The sequence below is a fragment of the Gilliamella sp. B3022 genome (assembly GCF_028751545.1).
GTDB lineage: Bacteria > Pseudomonadota > Gammaproteobacteria > Enterobacterales > Orbaceae > Gilliamella.
In genome coordinates, this window is record NZ_CP071867.1 from 86,801 (window position 1) to 106,716 (window position 19,916).

The following is a 19,916-nucleotide window of genomic DNA, read 5'->3' on the forward strand; positions in this document are numbered from 1 at the left end:
AGTGCCATATTACAATTTTGTACACATAATAGATTAAAAAAACAATCAAATAAAAAAGTGAAATTAAATGTTAAAAAGTTCTCTTTGTTCACAAATTTAATCCAATTAACCAAAAATATTCTGATAAATCATTATTTTTTACTGTACAGCTGATCATAATGGTTGATACGATCAACTTTAGCCATCGACCTTCCACCCTCGAATTCAGAATTTAACCATGTTTGTACAAGTTTTTTAGCTAGCTCCACACCAATCACTCTAGCCCCCATTGTCATAATTTGTGCGTTATTACTCTTTCTGGCACGCTCAGCTGAAAACACATCATGGCATTGTGCGGCACGTATACCAGGTACCTTGTTAGCTGTTATTGCCACACCTATACCGGTACCACAGATCAAGATCCCTCGTTCGTGTATACCTGATTTTATTGAACAAGCCACTGCGTTGGCAACATCAGGATACAAAGAGTTTTTTATCTGTTTGTCACTGCTATAATCAATAATTTCAATCCCTTGTTCTGTCAAATAATCAACTAAGCTATTTCTAAATTCAAATGCGGCATCATCAGCGCCAATGGCTATTGGTTTCATATTATTTTACCTCAATTTAATTTAAAAAATGAACATAAGTTCATATTAATATCATTTGATATTTTGAAGCAAAAATTAATTCAATTATGTGATGAAAGTCGCGAAAATAAAATATTTTATAAGAAAATATAGCAATAATTTATGCGATCAATTACAAATAGGACTCCATAAACACCGTACCTCTAATAAATTCTTTTAGATAATTTAATCAAAAGTTAAATATGAATACATTTGAACAGAATAATTTTAAAACGATATGAATTATTGATTTAACCAGATATAAACTATTTGCTGACTGATATTACAACCCGCACACGTTTTGCAATGATTAGGTGTGCATAGGGTTTGATTATCTGCCATGCTGATCTTTTTAATACTTCCTTTTTTAATCCAAAAATCCAGTATTTGAGCTGTGGCGCTGCCAGGAATACGAAAATGTCGTGCAATGTCTTGTAGCTCTATACGACCTTTTAATTGCACATAATCTCGAATTGAAGTAATTAGCATAATAATTACAGATGCAGAGTTATGCTCTGCATCTTCTCCTAAATTTATTGATGAATGATTAAGAAATATGCCTTTTTAATAGACTAATATTTAATAACAGCAAGATGATTTTTTAGGGTTAGATGAGCTTACTGTTGATTGATTAAAAATGGAATATCGACCTAATATACGCATAGTGATAACAATAATTAGAATAAATGCCCCACACCCCAAAAGCCACCAAACTGCCGATTGTGAATGACCTAGCAAAGTCGTTTGATAGTAAATTGTTGCGGATAACCAACCAATTATAAAAGTCCAAACTCCAACAAATATCATCCATCTTAAACCAGCCTCACGATATACTGCTCCTAAAGCCGCAGCACAAGGAGTATAAAGTAAAATAAAAATTAAATAAGCTATGGCGACTGATGGCGTCATAAAGGAATTTTTTATTTGTGATACTGCTGTCGAATCCACTGCCAAATCGGATTGCAACGAATCAATATCATCATTTACTGTAGATAGACCCAAAGGATCTAAAACAGCATCAGACAAATTAACGAGATTTTTAGGAATAGTTTTGATCGCATCTAAAATCCCTTGCGACAGATTAAATGATTCAGCCTCTTGTGTTGTATCCGTTTCATCCATAGAATAAAGCGAATTTAAAGTAGCAATAACCGATTCTTTTGCAAAAATACCGGTAAAGATCCCTACAGTAGCAGGCCAATTTTGTTGATTAATCCCCATTGGAGCAAATGCTGGTGTGATCTTCTGGCTAACAATTGATAGCATAGAATCTTGTGAATCTTCATGTCCAAATGTTCCATCACGACCCCAGGAATTAAGCACACTCAATATAGTCACCATTATCACAATGGCCTTTCCAGCCTTAAAAATGAAATTTTTCAGACGTTGCCAAGTTAAACTGATCAAACTGCTTAAAGTAGGAATTCGATACACTGGCATTTCCATAATAAATGGCGTAATCGAGCCCTTTAACAAAGTGTACTTAAGCACAAACCCTGTGATAATTGCCACCGCTACACCCAACATATATAAACTAAAAACGATAAATGAAGCATGTTTAGGTGAAAAGATGACTGCAAATAATGCATACACTGGCAATCTTGCTCCGCAAGACATAAATGGAATCATACAAATTGACATGATGCGGTCACGCGTGCTTTCTAATGTACGAGTTCCCATAATGGCTGGTACACTACAACCAAAACCGACTAACATGGGCACAAATGCTTTGCCAGGTAAACCAATACAACGCATACCACGATCGACAACCATTGCTGCCCTTGCCAAGTAACCAGAGTCTTCCAAAAAAGACATACAGAAAAACATAGCACCAATGACAGGAATAAAGGTTGAAACAGTTTGGATACCACGCCCTATACCATTAGATATAATGGCAATAAGCCAACCGGGTGCGTTCAGGATTTGCAATAAATGTGCTGTACCATCCACAAACAGTGTGCTACATAATTCATCAAAAAAATCAACAAAAACCGAACCAAAATTAATCGACAACATAAACATGACATACATTGTTAACAAAAACAATGGAATCCCTGTAATACGTCCTAAGGATATTTTATCAAGCATATCTGAAAAGCGAACATTTAACTCACGAGGTTTGTCAATGACGGTTTTACAAATTGTATCAATCATATCATAACGAGCTGAAGCTAACGCCACATCAATTTCGTTATCGCACCATGCTGAAAGCAACAGACGACAGGCTTTTAGCTTTTCACTCTCAAGTTGGGTCAAAGTGTAATGTGAATCATCCAATAACGCATCTTGCAATTGCCAAGGATTAAATCGGCGCACTACACTGTCTTTTGGTAATTCATTAACATATCTATCAATAATAGCTTGTTGCTCATCTCCTAACAAATTTATTGAAGAATTTGCTATTTTGGAAGATGATGCCATCATTTCTATTTGCTGATACAGTGCCTGCAATCCTATTTTTTTACTTGATGATACAGCCACCACCGGACAACCAAACAATTCGCTCAACTTTTCTACATTAATCTGTTCTCCCATTGCTTTAACGGCATCCATCATATTGAGCACGACAATCATAGGCAATTGCAGATCAACTAATTGACAAGTCAGATATAAACTACGTTGCAAATTTGTTGCATCAATGATATTTACAATCACACTATCATCCTCACTCAAGACAAACTGCCTTGCAATCAATTCATCTTGCGATACACATAAAGGATCGGATTCAATTGAATAGGTTCCTGGCAAATCGACAATATCGTACTGTTTATGATTATAGGAGAAAAGACCTGTTTTACGCTCAACAGTAACTCCTGGCCAATTACCCACTCGTTGTTTAGCTCCAGTCAATAAATTAAATAATGTTGTTTTACCACAATTTGGATTACCAATTAGCGCGATCTTCATGCTCTGACCTCTAACACTTCTATAAAAGAAGCTTCTTGGCGACGTAAACATAATAAAAAACCACGCATATTAATCTCAATGGGATCACCCAGTGGCGCAGTACGTACTACTTCGACTTTACAACCAGGTGTAATGCCCATAGCCAATAATTTACGACGATAAGGTAACGATTTAGGTAAAAATCTAGAAATAACCGCCTCGCGCCCTATTGGCAAGTGGTTAAGGGTTAAAGTTGACATCATACTTCCTACGTAAAGTTAGATTATTTGATTTAATCATGCAAATTAAAATGCGAACAATTCGCAATATTAATACACATTGCTTTAGAAAAAAACAAATTTTCATGAAAAAAATGGAAAGATTGGTCAAATAATGGGGGCAAGTAAAAAATTTTCAATTGTTTTTGAATAAATGTGCAGTCCAACCTCAGAAAAAAGAATTTTTAACTTTTTTAAAAGACCCATAAGATCATCACCGGTTAATATTGTCGAGTATAATAAAACAAAATCAGAATAGATATTTTCATTAATCATCTTAATTGCTGATAATAACTTATAACTGATATAATCTTTTGTATATATCAAATAATGGAACCTCCAATTATGTATATCATCTATGGTATTAAAAACTGCAACACAATGAAAAAAGCGTTTAGTTGGCTTGATGATCACCATGTCCAATATCAGTTTCATAACTATAAAACCGATGGTTTGTCGGCAGAACTGCTCGACACTTTTTTGCAATTAGTTGATTGGCAAAGTTTACTGAATACACGTGGCACTACATGGCGTAAATTAGATGAACAGGTTCGTACCCAAATCGATAATGAACAAGCCGCAAAAAAAATTATGTTAGACAATCCATCAATTTTAAAGCGTCCTTTGCTGATCAATGGTAAACGTGTATTGTTGGGATTTTCTGACGATAGTTATTTACAATTCATTTCGCAACCAAAATAAGATAGAGACTATGATAACTGAACCTGTTATTGCGCTAACTTCAGAGCTTATTGCTGAAAAATCAATAAGTCCTGATGATAAAAACTGTCAAAAGATAATTATCGAACGTTTAAAAAAACTTGGATTTACCATTGAAAAAATTAATATCGGGCAAACCAAAAATTTGTGGGCTTTTCATGGTGATCGTAATAGTAAAACCCTGATGTTTGCAGGTCATACGGATGTAGTGCCCGCAGGTGATGAGAATAAATGGCTTTATCCGCCTTTTACACCGACCATCGATGAACAAGGTGTGCTGTATGGTCGTGGAGCAGCTGACATGAAGAGTGGTGTGGCGGCCATGGTATGTGCGGCAGAGGAATTTATTAAAAACACTCCCCAACATGGTGGCTGTGTGGCTTTTTTATTAACGTCTGATGAAGAAGCAGATGCAATCGACGGTACAGCTAAAGTAGTGGATTTCTTAATGAATCGTCATGAGCGTATTGATTATTGTATTGTTGGTGAGCCTTCAAGCGACACCCTACTTGGCGATCAAATCAAAAATGGACGCCGTGGTTCACTAACAGCTCATTTAGTTGTGCACGGCGTGCAAGGACATGTTGCTTATCCACATCTTGCAGATAACCCTGTGCATCGCTTTGCTCCCGCATTAAATGAACTGGTAAACACAAGTTGGGATGAAGGTAATCAACATTTTCCAAAAACCACTATGCAAATTGCTAATATTAATGGGGGAACGGGTGCAGAAAATGTCATACCTGGCGATCTTAGCATCCAATTTAACTTTCGCTATAGCAGCGAACTAACCGACAAACAAATTAAAGAACGTGTTGAACAAATTTTAAAAAAATATGATCTAAAATATACCCTAAATTGGCGTCTTTCAGGTCATCCTTTTTTAACCCCGCAAGGTGAGCTAACTAATGCTGCCGCAAATGCCATTAAAGAAATTACAGGAATAACTACTACCCTTTCTACCAGTGGTGGCACATCAGACGGTCGTTTTATCGCTAAAATGGGTTGCCAAGTCATTGAGCTCGGCGTACTCAATAAAACTATCCATAAGGTCAACGAAAATGCCAATTGCCAAGACATCATCAACTTAAGCACAATCTATAGACGTATTTTAGAGATTTTATTACTGACATAATTGAGCCCAATTTACATTATCAATAAGGGGATAACATGGCATGGCTTAAAGATTATTGGTGGATTATTTTAATCATCTTAATTGGAATTTTTATTAATACCATTAAAGCACTAAATCGGCTAAATTATAAAAATTATTTAGAAAAAAAGAAAGGAATTAAACCTATACCCTATAGTGACGACGACGATGATTGGCCGTCATCAAAACATTCGAACAAATAAATATTAACGAAAATCTTGTTGGGTACTTTCGAATACAGCTTGATGACGATAACGGTCTACCCACATTGCTGTTGCACCGCATACGGCAATTGGCATCACAATTAGATTTAGGACTGGAACCATAGTAAAAAAGCTAACTAAAATACCAAATACCAGATTGTCAGCCTTGTTTTGCATTAATAGTCTCCGCATACGGTGAAATTTTATTTTGTGGTTATCAAATGGATAGTCCGCATACTGAATATTAATTTGCCAAGCGGTAAATAAAAACCACACCACTGGTGTAACCGTTTGTCCAATGACGGGGATAAAATAAGTCAGTAGAATCAGAACAGCCCATAATAAATAATGACCTAATTTTTGTAGCTCACGATTTAAAATTCGCGGTAGATCTTTAAGCAAACTGATCCACGATGTTTCTGGCGCAGGCATACCAGTTAATTGAGCTTCAACTTGTTCAGCTAATATTCCATTAAATGGTGCAGCGATAAAGTTAGTAACCGTACTGAAAAAATAACAAAACAAAATTACAAGCGTTAAAATTAGAATAACCACAATGAGGTATCCTAACCAATGTAACCAGCTTGGCACATAAGATAGTCCCCAATCAACCATACCATCAAGAACAGTAAAGAACCAATAAAAAAGTGCCGACATTAATACAGTATTAGCAAGTAGAGGTAGAAAAACAAATCGCTTAATCCCAGGACTGAAAGCTAATGACCAACCTTTAATGAAATATTCTAAACCACTTCGAGCTTGATGATTTTTTAGATGTGATTGTGTGTGGGAATGTTGATGTAGGGCATTATGATCGATTTGATTAGACGTCACATTGGGTTCCTTTTTAATTAACTTGTCAGCCAATACCTTAGCTAGGTATAAATATGTAATACAGTAATAGATATGTTAGATAAACTGTGCAATATTTTAAATATACCTTTTACTAACCTCAATAACGTTTAATTATCTTTACTGGCATTTTTTTAGTTTTGCATTAAGTTGATTATTCACCAACCAAGTTTTAACTTCTTGTTTAATGGCTTGCATTAATGCATTTTTTCCCGTCAAGTGATAACGATTAATAATTTCAATTTGATTATTCTTGCTATTAATTAATGCAGATAATATCGGCAATGTTAAACATTGCTGATGTTTTAGTGTATAAAGATTTAATCGACAAAGTGCAGGATAGCTCGCTTCAAAAGGACGATAATAATCACAAAAACCGGATAATTCACAACAATCTTGTGTGGATAATTGTTGAACCTTGTCAAAGGCAATCATATCTTCAAAAGGTACTTTAATGATATCTTTAAGCCAGTAAGCATTGCGGGCAAGTTTTTGGCGTAATTGATCAACCAATCGCTGTCCTGAATGAGTTAAGGGTTTAATTGCCATAACTGAATAGCTACCACTTCGGGTTTCTTTATGGCTACTAACGTGCACTAAATTAAAACCACATGCCATCCAAAATTGATAATTAGGCTGACTGTATGCAAAGCTCACCGATAAATAATCGATATGTTGGTGATTCGCTTCATCGCTAATGGCTTGTACAAGTTTCTTAGCAATATGTTGTCGTCGATAAAGCTCAGTTACCGCAATACGATTGATCCGTACCGAACATAATTGAGCTGCCAGTTTTTCACCTGCATGGGCGACCAGTGATTGTGCTACCAAATTGCCTTTAGGGCGGCGCATACCTAGCCATACTTGCTCAATAAGTGAATCAGGCAAATTTCCTTCTTTTAGCGTAATTGCCGCAGCGATCTCTTTAGTTGTTATTGGATGCGTTTTGGATAAGATATGATTGACTGTTGCTTGCCAAACCGATAAATTTTGTGCATCAAAGAGGCGTCGTAAATCAACTAGTGTGGTTTGATAGTGGGCGCTTTTTAAAAGATAAAAGATGGATATCAACGTTTTAAGATTATGCCGATCAAGTTTACTGTATCTTATGTATGAATTACTCGTTCTTGGGTTTTCTTTTTCTTCTGATATCCCATTTAACAATAAACGATCGCAAAATAGCTCTAGCTTATCACCCGTTTGCCATCGAATGGGGGTGTCAAGAGAATGAAATTGGCACGATTTTTTTTTCAACAATTTTAATAAAAATCCTTGCCCTGTACCTTCATATCCTTCTGTAGTGGTAATAAGTAATACTTGACTATTTTTAGTCTTGGCTAATTTCAGTAATTGTTCAAGCATTGGAAGCGGTATCATGGCGGCTTCATCAATAATTAAATGATCCGCAAAATTGTTTTGTTGCCAAGCTAGTAATTCATCTGGTGCAAAAAAAGGGGTGTGTGGGTTAGCAAAAGCAAAAAAGCTATTCAGTGCCGCTTTATTCGGTGCTGTCACAATACAGCTATTATGCTGACTAAATAATCCTGCCAAAGCCGATTTACCACGACCTCGTTTACCGATAAGTACATTAATATCTTGCTTACTGTTTAAAATTTTTTGTAACGTCGTTTGCTGCTGACTTAAATCATCAGGTTGATTGTCATCATCTAACAATTTTGGTAATGGCGAATGTTCATATACTGATAAGCCAGTTTTCTCAATAGTTATATCAAATTCAGCAAGTGTATTTAACAAGTGATTTACAAAATTTGGCACAATAATGGGCATTTCTGCTTCATTCCAGCGTAAACTATCTTGATCTTGCCAAGTTTCAAGTTGATCCGGTAATAATAAAATCAGTAAACTTCCTTTAACCAGTGTACCAGTTAACATGGCAAACGCATCCAGATTAAATCCTAATGTTGCATCAAATATAGCATGCAGATACTGTTGTCCTAATAGCTTTTTGGTTTTATGAGGTAACAGGATATTTGGCAAAAAGTCAGGGGCATTTGGCTGATCAGTAATGGTTATCCAATCGCCAATATTTGTGGTTACAGTATGATTCAGTTGCTGAAATAATTGTGTCGCTTCACCCTGTAACACCCACAATGTTCTTGTGCTTTTGAGGCATGACATTGCTTAATTTTTTCCAATCAACAATGACAATATGCCAGCAGCGATGAGTGGTCCAACAGGAATGCCTTTAAAGAACGCCACACCAATAAGAGTGCCAATAATTAATCCATTAACAATGGTAGGGTGTGCACCAATTAACGATATGCCGCGAGTACCTAACCATGAAACTAGAATTCCCACAGCGATAGCAACGATTGATTGCCAAGTCGTGAATGATTTCACAATATCAGCAACTTTTAATGATCCATCGGCTAACGGTACCATCATAGCAGCAGTTAAAATGACAACACCAATAGTTAAACCATATTTATTCAAAAATGGAAAATAAACTGCTAACGGTGTGAGTTTAAACATTAGCAGTAATAGTATGGCAAAAGTCACCGTGTTATTGTGTGTTAAATAACACAGTGCTGCGAGACCTAAAAGAAGAAAAAAAGAAATATCAAACTGTGCAAACATTATAACGAAACACCTATTCGTGCTGCCACTTCTTCATATGCTTCAATAACGCCACCTAAACCTTGTCGGAAACGATCTTTATCCATTTTTTTCAATGTCTCTTTTTCCCATAGACGGCAACCGTCAGGTGAAAATTCGTCACCTAACGTAATTTCATTTTTGAAGAGTCCAAATTCAAGTTTGTAATCAACTAAAATTAAACCTGCTTTATCAAACAGTTCTATCAAAACCGAATTAACTTTAAAACTAAGATCTTTCATCGTAGCTAATTGCTCATCTGTTGCCCAGCCAAAAGCCCTACAGTGAGATTCGTTGACCATTGGATCATGCAGAGCATCGTTTTTGAGAAATAATTCAAACGTTGGAGGATTAAGTACTTTACCTTCTTCGACACCCAAGCGTTTAACTAAAGAACCTGCCGCACGATTACGAACGACACATTCAACAGGTATCATATCAAGTTTTTTTACTAAGACTTCATTGTCTGATAACAAGGCAGCAACTTGAGTTGGCACCCCTGCGTCACGTAGTTTAGTCATAATAAAATAATTAAATTTATTATTGACCATTCCTTTACGATCGAGCTGCTCAATGCGTAAACCATCAAAAGCAGAAGTATCATTACGAAATTCCAATATTAATAGCTCAGGGTTGTCTGTTGCGTAAACAGTTTTTGCTTTACCGCGATAAAGCTCATCCAACTTTTTCATGCTTATAACCTTATTTCAATTTGCCAACAAATAATTAAGGAGCTAATGCTCCTTAAATTCAAACTCACTGCTGCTATTTTTACTATGAATCTTTTAAGCATAGATAGCAACTGGATATCAGTTTATAGCTGAGTTCAACTCAAAGCACCGACAAATTTCATGCCCACTATTAATTAAAAATTATTATTAATTAATAGATTATTAATCATCATCTCCACAATATAAAAATCGTTATCATTTTTGCGGTTAAGCTGATATTTAAGATCTTCTTTGTGTCTTTTGAGAGATTGAGCATCTTTATCAGCTTATTTTTTAGCTTCATTTTCGTTCGAATCTTTTACTGGTAATTCTCTAAAAGACTGCGGAGCAACATCATCCATTAACGAATTAAATAAACCGACAACATAACGCTGAACTTCAATCGGTTGTGAAGAAATATCTTCTGTACCACGAGTTAACGAATCCAAGCTAACTGTAATAGTTTCGGTATCACCTACTATTTGACGCTTGAAAATAAAGGATGCTTCTGCTGTTTGAGTTTCATCTGCTCGAATAATAAAAGCTTTACCTGTTTTAATTGTAAAATTATCACTACTACTAATTGGAATATTTTTATTGTTTAAAGTATTAGGAATTTTATTCCATACATCAGCGTTGAGCGGTGAATTAAATGTAACAACACCATTATTATAAATAACAAAAGCATCAGAAACAGTTGGAATTGGTACAACAGGCGGTCGAATATCAACTTGTTTACCCAAGTTACCTTTGGAATCAAGTTTATAAATAAAAAAATCAGCTATTTCTGCCGGAATTGTCATACCTTTTGGAATAATTAAAGGCTTTAAAGCAGGTGAGTTTAAATAATCTTCATTACCATCAATTTCACGCTTATAATTCTGATCGCTACCACACCCTACAAGGAGTAGAGAGACAATAGCCGTCAAAATAACGGTTTTTATTAAGACATAATTATGCAATATGGTTTTATTAAACATAGATATCTGCTTTTAAATTAGTAGTTGTAAGAAAGTAAATTACAGTAAATTAGCATCTTTCAATGCTCGCTCTAACGCTGGAATAGATGATTCGGACAGCGATATCATTGGTAAACGGATTGTACCATTGGCTATTAAACCTAATCGAGTACACGCCCATTTTGCGGGTGTTGGATTTGGTTCAATAAACAAATTGTTGTGTAATGCTAATAGACTGTCATTTACCACACGTGCTTCTTGAATTTGATTGTTTGCCGCTAATTTACAAACCGTAGCAACCTGTTTTGCTGCAACATTAGCAGTAACCGAAATGACACCATCTCCTCCTAAAATCATAAAATCTAAGAAAGTTGCATCATCACCACTTAAAAGTTTGAACTCATCTCCGACTAATCTTCGCGTTTTATAAACACGAGAGAGATCACCTGTAGCATCTTTTAAAGCAACAATATTTTTAATTTTTGATAAACGTCCAACAGTCTCTGGTTTTATGTCACTACAAGTACGACCAGGTACATTATATAAAATTTGAGGTAATGCAGTATTTTCAGCGATGGATTTAAAATGTTGATACATACCTTCTTGAGTGGGTTTATTATAATAAGGAGCCACAGTTAAACAACCAATTACACCGATATTTTCAACTTTATTAGTTAATTCAATCGCTTCTTTAGTTGCATTTGCACCTGTCCCTGCAATGATATTAATGCGGCCATCAGCATAATCAATGGTTCGCTTAATGACATCAATATGCTCACTATGATCAAGCGTTGCTGATTCACCAGTTGTTCCAACTGAAACAATACCTGATGTGCCATTAGCAATATGATATTCGACCAATTTTTTTAAGCTTACGTGGTCTACATTTCCTTTTATATCCATCGGTGTAATAAGGGCGACCAGACTTCCTGTAAACATAAAATGACCTCTCATATTATCTGTTTATAAAACAGCTTTAAAGATTATAAAAACTGCGAATAAGTATGCGTTATTTCTAAGTTAAATTCAACTTTTGTTATGCCGGATTATCAATATCAACAAAAATACTTTGCAACCCGTAGTAACTTGCCAACCACTCTCCTAACTTTTTTATTCCATAACGTTCGGTGGCATGATGGCCTGCTGCATAAAAATTAATACCATATTCTCGAGCGATATGAATAGTACGTTCGGAAACTTCACCAGTAAAAAAAGCATCGCAGCCAAGTTGAACAGCGTGTTCAATAAAATCTTGTCCACCTCCACTGCACCAGCCAATACGATTAATGATTTTTGGCGCGTTATCACCACAAAACAACACTTGCGACTTGCTATTATGTAATGCTTTTTCAAGCTGTTGCTTAAACTGTAAGGCTGTAAGCGGATTGTTTAATGAACCTGTAAACATTAAATCGGTAATATCATCGTGTTTATCAACCTTAATATCTAGCAAATTCGCCAGTGCAATATTATTACCCAATTCAAGATGCCCATCTAATGGCAAATGATAACTGTACAAATTAATATCATGCGATAAAAGCGTTTTTATACGTCGATATTTTATACCGGTAATGGTTTGTGGTTCACTTTTCCAAAAAAAACCATGATGCACTAGCACTGCATCAGCTTGTAATTCCACTGCTTTATCTAACAATAACTGACAAGCTGTAACGCCTGTAACAATTTTTTTGACTTCACTTCGACCTTGTACCTGCAATCCATTAGGTGCATAGTCTCGGTATCGATTTATTTGCAATTCAATATTTATTATTTGTTCAAGTTCAGCTCGATGCATTTTGTATATTTTATTTAAAGGGTTGTGGTTGATAATTATAATCACTTTTACCAATTATCTCACCTACATATTTTATTCTGTGTCAGTAGACTATCGGATCTAGGGTTATTTACAAAAATACTAACCATTTGTTTATTGTTAATATTGATAAATTGTAAAAGTTTATTTAGACTTAATATCGTGTTTAATTATGCTGTTTTATATATATGTTCACTAAAAGGATATTATTGTGCCGATTTTAGGAATTGGATTAAGTAGTGCCATTGCATTATTTTTTGCACTTCATGCAATTCGTACTCAACAAGATAGATATTGGATTTATATATTATTCATAGTCCCTATTTTAGGCAGTTTAATTTATTTTGCTGTCATTTTGTTACCTAAGTTGCGGGCAACGCCTGTTGGTTTCAAAATTAAATCAAAACTACGTAAAACACTGGATCCTGAGCGTGAACTGCGCGAAGCACAAAAACAATATGAATTATCACAAACAACCAGTACACGAATCGCTTTAGGTAAAGCTTTGGTTCTCAATAATCGAGCTGATGAAGCTTTGATCTACTATCAACAAGCATTAACTGACATTTACGCAACTTCTCCAGATATTTTACTACAATATGCTTATGCGCTTTTTAGAGATCATCAGTATACTAAAGCGAAAGAGACGTTAAATTTTTTACGTGAAAAAAATCCTGATCATCAATCTGATGAAGGCCATTTACTCTACACTAAAATTTTAGTTTCCCTTAATGAAAGGGAACACGCTAAAGAAGAATTTGAAGCGTTAATTACTTATTTCCCTAATTTAGAAGCAATTTCATTTTATTTAAAAACCTTAATTGGTTGGAACCAAATTGATCATGCAATCCAAGTGTTACACATCATAGAGCAACGTTTTAATCAACTATCCAAACATTCCAAACGTTTAAATGCCAAATGGATTGAAGAGATTCAACAATCAAAACAAAAATTAAGTCAATTAGGCAAAGAAGTGAATTGATTTATATAATGCCAACCATTTGTTTGACTTTGTAAAGAGGTACAATAAAGGTAAAACTAGGCGAATACATTAAAAACTGGCATAATAATTTCCATTTTTAAACAAATAAGATAACTATTGTGCCAAACGCAAAATTATGTGAACGTTTTCGGGGTTTTTATCCTGTTGTGATTGATATCGAAACATCAGGCTTCGATCCAAAGCTAAATGCAATTTTAGAAATTGCCGCCATTACGTTAAAAATGAACCAAGATGGCTGGCTTGAGCCTGATCAAACTTTACAATTCAATGTCAATCCATTTGCAGATGCAATTTTAGAGCCAACAGCACTGGCATTTAATGGGATTGATCCTAATAATCCTTTACGTGGAGCAGTGGATGAAAAAATTGCAATTGAAGCCATTTTCAAAGTGGTAAGATCGGGTATTAAAGCAAATGATTGTAACCGAGCCGTAATTATTGCCCACAATGCTCACTTTGATCATAGTTTTTTAATGACTGCTGCAGAGCGTGCTGGTATTAAACGTAATCCATTTCATCCATTTGCAACTTTTGATACTGCATCCCTTTGTGGTTTAATTTTTGGACAAACGGTTCTGGCTAAAGCTTGTGAAGTGGCAAAAATTCCATTTGACCATAAACTAGCCCATTCAGCGCTCTATGATACCCAAAAAACAGCGATTTTATTTTGTGAAATTGTCAATCGTTATAAACGGTTAGGAGGGTGGCCACTTGCTGATTTACCAACACAAATGGAGAATGAGTCAGATGGTCAACAATCGAATATAGAATCAGATCAACAAACAGAGTAATAAAAAGAGCGCAATTATGCGCTCTTAAATGAACTTTGAACATAAAACCTGCTCAGTGATTATCATTATATGGATGTTTTTCCGCTGTTTCTTTAATTAGAGTTTGCAGTTCGCCAGTTTGGAACATTTCAATCATAATATCGCATCCTCCTACTAATTCACCTTCAACCCATAATTGTGGAAAGGTAGGCCAGTTAGCAAATTTCGGCAATTCGGCACGAATATCAGGATTTTGTAAAATGTCCACATAAGCAAAAGGCACACCACATTGAGATAAAACCTGGACTGCTTGAGCCGAAAAACCACAACTTGGCAATTTTGGCGAACCTTTCATATATAAAAGAATGGGATTTTGAGCAATCTGTTTTTTAATTTTATCAAGTGTCGTCATTTCTTCAGTTGTCATACAAGTTATTCCTTGGTAATTAATTGCTTGCCTAATATTTTAACTTAGATTATCCGCGCTTGATACCGTTAAGATGCATTTTTTTTGATTTATAACAAAATTTCTAATAAATATAAATAATTATCAGTTATCGCCAATGATTATACGGCTATTTTTTGCAATCAAAGTTTAAAAAATTTCAAGAATGATTAATAAAAAAACAGTTTTGATAAAAATAATTCAGAAGTCTATACCACTCGAATTTTTTTAATCAATTCAATATTTAATTTTCCATTATGATTTGGGAATAATCCTAAGAAAATTAATCTAAATTTTGAATAAATAAATTATTTAATCATTGGAGAAAACATTTGAAACACAGAAGGTACAATAATAAATGATAAGTTGTTTTGATTGTTACTTATTATAATTTCTAACCAAAAAATTCAGCCCTCTTTAATAACTCGCAACAATATAGTATCCTAGCCCATCCTATTAACTCAACGAAAACCAACATTTGTGCATCCTTTAATATTGACCTTGCGTAAAGTCTTTTACAGCAGTAACCTTCTATTTAGCATCCGTATGCTTATAAGTTTAACTGGCTCAACGTTGGTGCCTTGGTATTTTGGCCATACATCACTGGTTATTCCGCTTACTCTAGGTGTGGTCGCTGCTGGGCTAACCGAGATTGATACTCGTCTATTTAGTCGTTGCATCAATTTAATATTAACATTGTTCTGTTTTACACTGGGCTCGTTTTCAGTTGAGTTATTATTTGATTACCCTACTCTGTTTATGATTGGGCTAGTATCTTCTACCTTTATTTTTATTATGCTGGGATCACTCGGACAGCGTTATGGTGTGATTGCATTTGGCTCGTTATTAATTGCTGCTTATACTATGCTTGGGCATAATTTATTTGACGATAAACTCACTTTGCCATGTTTTTTGTTGCTTGGTGCGCTTTGGTACAATGTGGTATCGCTCATTGAATCAATCATACAACCTATTCGCACTACGCAACAGTCACTTTCTCTCTGCTTTATGAAATTAGCACAGTATTTAGATGCTAAAGCCTCAATGTTCGATCCTGATGAAACTGACGGATTTAAAAAGCAAACTTTGCAATTAACTGAAAGTAATAATCAGTTAATTAGTGCCTTTAACAATACAAAACGATCGCTCTTTAATCGCTTAAAAAGTTATCGTGGACAATCTTATATTCGTAAACTATTAAGCTACTATTTTGTAGCGCAAGATATTCACGAGCGCGCAAGTTCAGCACATGGACAATATCAGGCGTTGAGTGAGCAGTTTAAACATAGCGATATTCTATTTCGTTTTGCGCGAATTTTAAATTTACAAGCGAAGGCATGCACGCAGTTAGCAGTATCAATTAAGTTAAACCAAGCCTATCAACATGACCCATTGTTTGCTCACTATTTTATGTATCTTGAGGAAGCCATCGAACAATATCAATTAAGCAATAAAGCTGACATGCTTTTGATTAAAGCCTTAAAAAATTTACATCAGAATTTACTCTCTATCGATCTGCTGCTGACGAATATTGATACTGAACAGCACCTTTCAAAAGAACAGGAAGATAACCAGTTGATCGATGAAGAGCTAACTAGCTTTCACGACCTGTTTGCTAAAATTAAACATAATTTGACAGTTAAATCCCCACTATTTCGACATGCTGTGCGAATGAGTTTAGTGTTTTTTGTAGGATATATGGCAATCCTCTGTTCAGGTTTATCACATGGATATTGGATCATCTTAACCAGTTTATTTGTATGTCAACCTAACTATTCAACCACAAAACATCGATTAAAATTGCGTGTTATTGGGACTATTTTAGGGATTGTTGTCGGTATTCCTTTAACTTTTCTTTTTCCTAGCGTACCTGATCAGTTGGTACTGATTATTATAACTGGCTGGTTATTTTTCTTATTCAAAAATTCCCAATATGCTTATGCCACCGCTTTTATTACGTTATTAGTATTTTTTAGTTTCAGTTTGCTTGGTGAAAGTAGCATTTCAGTGGCTATTTCAAGAATTATAGCAACATTAATTGGTTGTTTTATTGCATGGTTTGCGGTGAGTTTCATTTGGCCAGACTGGAAATTTAGAAACTTACCTAAATTAGTTGATCGTGTTTGTCATGACGACAGTCACTATTTAGCTTCCATTGGACATCAATATTTATCAGGTAAAACCAATGATCCACAATATCGCGTGGCACGCCGTGCCGCACACGATAGCAGTGCCGATTTATCATCATTAATTAGTTTAATGACTAAAGAACCCCACATGAACCAAGTGATCATTGACAAAGGCTTCCGTTTGCTCACCTTGAATCATACATTTATCAGCTATTTATCAACATTAGGAGCACATCGAGATAAAAGTATCTCCTCAAATACTCTTAATCTATTTGATGATTTGACTGTTTATATCATTAATCTTCTCAGTGATAAAAAATTAGATAATAAATATCAAGTAATTAAAGAAACGGTGACTGATTATATTGAATCACTCTCCATCAATGACGATCAAAGCAATAACGATCTACTGGTAGTACAACAACTAGCCTTAATATTAGATATTCTGCCCGAAATCGTGACGCTTGTCAGTGAATTGGATAAATCAATGTAAGTTCTAAAAAATATAGTGTTGATAAAAACTTAACAAAAAAATTGATATTTAAGATATTTCCTTGCCCGTTTTCTCAAGCGCGACCAATATCACCGCTTTCAGGGTTTGGCGTTTTGTTTGTTTGGAGCATGATTAAGTGCTTTGTGGCGTTTGTTAACCTCAACGCCACAACTTAATAACAGCGATAAACAAAGCGAGATAATTAACTGTTTTTCTTACTACTTTGTTTGCTCTTTTAACCAAGCAATTTCCTGCGCCCAAATATCTGGATTGATGGTCTCAAGAATGAGTGGAATTTCATCAATTCGTGAATCTTGCATGATGAACTTAAATGCTGTTTCGCCAATGTTACCTTTACCTAAACTATCATGGCGATCAACATGGCTTGCAAACTCACTTTTGGCATCATTCAAATGCATGGCTCGTAAATATCTGAATCCTACAATCTTTTCAAATTCATCAAACGTTTCTTTGCATGCTTTTTCAGTCCGTAAATCATAACCAGCAGCAAAAGCATGGCAGGTATCAATGCAAACGCCCACGCGATTTTTATCTTCAATTTTGTCAATAATTTGAGCTAAATGTTCAAATTTATAACCTAAATTAGATCCTTGTCCAGCCGTATTCTCAATCACTGCAACAACATTTTTCGTTTTATCTAGAGTGATATTTATAGATTCAGCAATACGCGCTAGACATTCATCAACCGATATTTTTTGTAGGTGACTACCTGGATGAAAGTTTAGCAAGGTTAGTCCTAATTGTTCGCAACGTTGCATTTCGTCTAAAAAAGCGGTTCGTGATTTATCGAGTTGCTCACTGTCAGGACTACCTAAATTAATGAGATAACTATCATGGGGTAAAATTTGTTTGCTGGTAAAACCATACCGTTCACAGCGTTTTTTAAAACTATCTATAATGGCTGATTCAAGTGGCCTAGCATGCCATTGCCTTTGATTTTTAGTAAATAAAGCGAAGGCAGTTGCGCCAATTTGATAAGCATTGATAGGAGCATTATCAACTCCTCCTGCTGCGCTAACGTGTGCACCAATGTATTTCATCTTGTTTATGTTCCTAATAATTGGATGTGATAATCAGTTTGAACCGCTATTACGTTGTAATTGGTCGCGTAAATTAGGTGGAACACCTTTGATCACAATTGTATCAGTCTGTGGATCCCATTTAATTCGTTCGCCTAATAGGTCAGAATCAAAACTCAAGCTTAATCCACCACCACTACCTGAGAATTTTTTGAGTTGACGCAGTGCACTGCGATCAACAGGAAAGGTCTCTTCTAAATCGTAATCGCTATTTTTTACAAATTCAGTAAAATTATTTTCACCATTTGACGGCAATTCATTAGCTAGATTTCTGAGTTCGATCTCTTCTCCTGCTTGTAATTGAGCTTGGCAATAATTATAGACATTTTCTCGGGCGCTGGTTTTGTCTTGCTTGTCAAACTGCATCTCTTGACAATAATCATCAACCGCTTTCACTAAAGTTTTATTTTGCGCTTTAGCATCTAATCCTTCACTGGCACCTAAATAGTCCATAAAAAAGTCAGATACTTTACGCCCAACTCGGCCTTTTAAAAAGGTTAAATAGCGTTTTGAATTTGGTGCGGTTTCCCATTCAGTGATATCGATTCGTGCAATAATATCAGCATGATCAATATCCAGATATTGCGTTTCAGTTATATCAAGCTGTTCATTAACTAACATACTAGAGCAGCTATTTAATACTGCAATAATTAAATATTCAACGGCTAAATATCGATAGTGACAAAAGACAACTGTACCCCCTTCAGCAAATGGGTACTTAGCAAGTTCATTACGCAGTTGTTTGGTTGACTCTTGACTAAAATGCAAAAAATCTTGATTACCTAAACGCAACTCTTTAAGCGATTGTTCAAACAGGCTTTCACTATTAAACAGCCCGTAAGCTTTGCTTTTATTATTGTATATGCGGTTAATATCCTCAATTAAATTGACAACAGCTTGTTGATTGCTTAGCATTGAATCACGAAGTTGCAGTTCAATTTCAGTGTCATTTTTTCTGATTAATTTATGTAAAATAACTTTTTCTATTTGTACACTCATTTAGAATTCCTGTTTGGGTGGCAAAAGTAAGACTACCCTATTTTATCAAAGCACTAAAAAAGTGCTATCCACAATTTATTAGTCTGATTAGATAACAATTGATAAATAGTTAGATTTTATACTAAAACGTATAGTTAACCTGAAACTTCTTTACAATATCTAATGGTATTCAATAAATA

General features: G+C 35.1%; 20 protein-coding genes. 6 read left to right on the forward strand and 14 right to left on the reverse strand.

Going from position 1 to position 19,916, the window contains the following annotated elements:
• Positions 1-131 precede the first annotated feature (131 nt).
• The 4 genes from rpiB to J4T76_RS00390 form a co-directional block, all read right to left on the reverse strand.
• On the reverse strand, positions 132-590 hold the full coding sequence (gene rpiB / locus J4T76_RS00375; protein WP_267340719.1) for a ribose 5-phosphate isomerase B: 459 nt from the start codon (positions 588-590) through the stop codon (positions 132-134).
• A gap of 261 nt (positions 591-851) precedes the next feature.
• The gene (locus J4T76_RS00380) at positions 852-1,097 is read right to left on the reverse strand and encodes a FeoC-like transcriptional regulator (protein WP_267340718.1); all 246 of its coding nucleotides are present in this window, start codon (positions 1,095-1,097) and stop codon (positions 852-854) included.
• A gap of 90 nt (positions 1,098-1,187) precedes the next feature.
• The gene (feoB, locus tag J4T76_RS00385) at positions 1,188-3,515 is read right to left on the reverse strand and encodes a Fe(2+) transporter permease subunit FeoB (protein ID WP_267355186.1); all 2,328 of its coding nucleotides are present in this window, start codon (positions 3,513-3,515) and stop codon (positions 1,188-1,190) included.
• Entirely contained in the window at positions 3,512-3,754 is a 243-nt protein-coding gene (locus J4T76_RS00390; protein ID WP_267340715.1) for a FeoA family protein, read from the reverse strand. Before J4T76_RS00390 ends, feoB begins: the two co-directional genes overlap by 4 nt.
• Positions 3,755-4,117: 363 nt before the next feature.
• Between J4T76_RS00390 and J4T76_RS00395 the strand changes: the two genes are divergently transcribed.
• Genes J4T76_RS00395 through J4T76_RS00405 form a run of 3 tightly spaced genes read left to right on the forward strand, consistent with a single transcriptional unit; the run spans position 4,118 to position 5,848 of the window.
• Positions 4,118-4,474 (forward strand): ArsC family reductase, encoded by a 357-nt coding sequence (locus tag J4T76_RS00395; protein WP_267356210.1) that lies wholly within the window; start codon positions 4,118-4,120, stop codon positions 4,472-4,474.
• 13 nt (positions 4,475-4,487) lie between these two features.
• On the forward strand, positions 4,488-5,627 hold the full coding sequence (gene dapE, locus J4T76_RS00400) for a succinyl-diaminopimelate desuccinylase (RefSeq protein WP_416380582.1): 1,140 nt from the start codon (positions 4,488-4,490) through the stop codon (positions 5,625-5,627).
• Between the two features lie 35 nt (positions 5,628-5,662).
• A complete protein-coding gene (locus J4T76_RS00405) occupies positions 5,663-5,848 on the forward strand; it encodes a hypothetical protein (protein ID WP_267340710.1) in 186 nt (61 codons plus the stop codon).
• Between the two features lie 3 nt (positions 5,849-5,851).
• Here J4T76_RS00405 and cysZ read toward each other — a convergent pair whose 3' ends face one another.
• The 7 genes from cysZ to J4T76_RS00440 form a co-directional block, all read right to left on the reverse strand.
• The gene (gene cysZ, locus J4T76_RS00410; RefSeq protein ID WP_443135247.1) at positions 5,852-6,583 is read right to left on the reverse strand and encodes a sulfate transporter CysZ; all 732 of its coding nucleotides are present in this window, start codon (positions 6,581-6,583) and stop codon (positions 5,852-5,854) included.
• Between the two features lie 237 nt (positions 6,584-6,820).
• Complete coding sequence (locus J4T76_RS00415; protein WP_267340708.1) at positions 6,821-8,839, reverse strand: GNAT family N-acetyltransferase; 2,019 nt, start codon at positions 8,837-8,839, stop codon at positions 6,821-6,823.
• A 3-nt stretch (positions 8,840-8,842) separates the two neighbouring features.
• The gene (locus J4T76_RS00420; protein ID WP_267340707.1) at positions 8,843-9,298 is read right to left on the reverse strand and encodes a DUF441 domain-containing protein; all 456 of its coding nucleotides are present in this window, start codon (positions 9,296-9,298) and stop codon (positions 8,843-8,845) included.
• Positions 9,298-10,008, reverse strand: coding sequence for a phosphoribosylaminoimidazolesuccinocarboxamide synthase (gene purC / locus J4T76_RS00425; protein WP_267340706.1), 711 nt, complete (start codon positions 10,006-10,008; stop codon positions 9,298-9,300). Before purC ends, J4T76_RS00420 begins: the two co-directional genes overlap by 1 nt.
• 305 nt (positions 10,009-10,313) lie before the next feature.
• A complete protein-coding gene (bamC, locus tag J4T76_RS00430; protein ID WP_267340704.1) occupies positions 10,314-11,006 on the reverse strand; it encodes an outer membrane protein assembly factor BamC in 693 nt (230 codons plus the stop codon).
• Between the two features lie 39 nt (positions 11,007-11,045).
• Positions 11,046-11,924 (reverse strand): 4-hydroxy-tetrahydrodipicolinate synthase, encoded by an 879-nt coding sequence (dapA, locus tag J4T76_RS00435; RefSeq protein ID WP_267340703.1) that lies wholly within the window; start codon positions 11,922-11,924, stop codon positions 11,046-11,048.
• 97 nt (positions 11,925-12,021) lie between these two features.
• On the reverse strand, positions 12,022-12,780 hold the full coding sequence (locus tag J4T76_RS00440) for a Nif3-like dinuclear metal center hexameric protein (RefSeq protein ID WP_267340701.1): 759 nt from the start codon (positions 12,778-12,780) through the stop codon (positions 12,022-12,024).
• Between the two features lie 229 nt (positions 12,781-13,009).
• Here J4T76_RS00440 and J4T76_RS00445 point away from each other — a divergent pair, with 229 nt between their 5' ends.
• Together J4T76_RS00445 and rnt are read left to right on the forward strand one after the other, a co-directional pair.
• Positions 13,010-13,780, forward strand: coding sequence for a tetratricopeptide repeat protein (locus tag J4T76_RS00445; RefSeq protein WP_267340700.1), 771 nt, complete (start codon positions 13,010-13,012; stop codon positions 13,778-13,780).
• A 119-nt stretch (positions 13,781-13,899) separates the two neighbouring features.
• A complete protein-coding gene (rnt, locus tag J4T76_RS00450; RefSeq protein ID WP_267340698.1) occupies positions 13,900-14,592 on the forward strand; it encodes a ribonuclease T in 693 nt (230 codons plus the stop codon).
• A 52-nt stretch (positions 14,593-14,644) separates the two neighbouring features.
• Here rnt and J4T76_RS00455 read toward each other — a convergent pair whose 3' ends face one another.
• Positions 14,645-14,983 (reverse strand): Grx4 family monothiol glutaredoxin, encoded by a 339-nt coding sequence (locus J4T76_RS00455; RefSeq protein ID WP_267340852.1) that lies wholly within the window; start codon positions 14,981-14,983, stop codon positions 14,645-14,647.
• Between the two features lie 579 nt (positions 14,984-15,562).
• Here J4T76_RS00455 and yccS point away from each other — a divergent pair.
• Positions 15,563-17,638 (forward strand): YccS family putative transporter, encoded by a 2,076-nt coding sequence (yccS, locus tag J4T76_RS00460; protein WP_443135228.1) that lies wholly within the window; start codon positions 15,563-15,565, stop codon positions 17,636-17,638.
• 218 nt (positions 17,639-17,856) lie between these two features.
• Here yccS and nfo read toward each other — a convergent pair whose 3' ends face one another.
• Together nfo and yejK are read right to left on the reverse strand one after the other, a co-directional pair.
• Positions 17,857-18,699 (reverse strand): deoxyribonuclease IV, encoded by an 843-nt coding sequence (gene nfo, locus J4T76_RS00465; RefSeq protein ID WP_267340696.1) that lies wholly within the window; start codon positions 18,697-18,699, stop codon positions 17,857-17,859.
• A 33-nt stretch (positions 18,700-18,732) separates the two neighbouring features.
• Entirely contained in the window at positions 18,733-19,737 is a 1,005-nt protein-coding gene (yejK, locus tag J4T76_RS00470) for a nucleoid-associated protein YejK (protein WP_267340694.1), read from the reverse strand.
• Between the last annotated feature and the right edge of the window lie 179 nt (positions 19,738-19,916).

What these genes read in the sequence shown, in the direction of transcription:
- bamC (WP_267340704.1), bottom strand. Translation starts at nt 11,006, where the DNA reads ATGTTTAATAAAACCATATTGCATAATTATGTCTTAATAAAAACCGTT.
- J4T76_RS00380 (WP_267340718.1), bottom strand. Translation starts at nt 1,097, where the DNA reads ATGCTAATTACTTCAATTCGAGATTATGTGCAATTAAAAGGTCGTATA.
- purC (WP_267340706.1), bottom strand. Translation starts at nt 10,008, where the DNA reads ATGAAAAAGTTGGATGAGCTTTATCGCGGTAAAGCAAAAACTGTTTAC.
- J4T76_RS00390 (WP_267340715.1), bottom strand. Translation starts at nt 3,754, where the DNA reads ATGTCAACTTTAACCCTTAACCACTTGCCAATAGGGCGCGAGGCGGTT.
- J4T76_RS00395 (WP_267356210.1), top strand. Translation starts at nt 4,118, where the DNA reads ATGTATATCATCTATGGTATTAAAAACTGCAACACAATGAAAAAAGCG.
- J4T76_RS00415 (WP_267340708.1), bottom strand. Translation starts at nt 8,839, where the DNA reads ATGTCATGCCTCAAAAGCACAAGAACATTGTGGGTGTTACAGGGTGAA.
- yejK (WP_267340694.1), bottom strand. Translation starts at nt 19,737, where the DNA reads ATGAGTGTACAAATAGAAAAAGTTATTTTACATAAATTAATCAGAAAA.
- feoB (WP_267355186.1), bottom strand. Translation starts at nt 3,515, where the DNA reads ATGAAGATCGCGCTAATTGGTAATCCAAATTGTGGTAAAACAACATTA.
- yccS (WP_443135228.1), top strand. Translation starts at nt 15,563, where the DNA reads ATGCTTATAAGTTTAACTGGCTCAACGTTGGTGCCTTGGTATTTTGGC.
- J4T76_RS00405 (WP_267340710.1), top strand. Translation starts at nt 5,663, where the DNA reads ATGGCATGGCTTAAAGATTATTGGTGGATTATTTTAATCATCTTAATT.
- rpiB (WP_267340719.1), bottom strand. Translation starts at nt 590, where the DNA reads ATGAAACCAATAGCCATTGGCGCTGATGATGCCGCATTTGAATTTAGA.
- J4T76_RS00440 (WP_267340701.1), bottom strand. Translation starts at nt 12,780, where the DNA reads ATGCATCGAGCTGAACTTGAACAAATAATAAATATTGAATTGCAAATA.
- dapA (WP_267340703.1), bottom strand. Translation starts at nt 11,924, where the DNA reads ATGTTTACAGGAAGTCTGGTCGCCCTTATTACACCGATGGATATAAAA.
- nfo (WP_267340696.1), bottom strand. Translation starts at nt 18,699, where the DNA reads ATGAAATACATTGGTGCACACGTTAGCGCAGCAGGAGGAGTTGATAAT.
- J4T76_RS00455 (WP_267340852.1), bottom strand. Translation starts at nt 14,983, where the DNA reads ATGACGACACTTGATAAAATTAAAAAACAGATTGCTCAAAATCCCATT.
- J4T76_RS00420 (WP_267340707.1), bottom strand. Translation starts at nt 9,298, where the DNA reads ATGTTTGCACAGTTTGATATTTCTTTTTTTCTTCTTTTAGGTCTCGCA.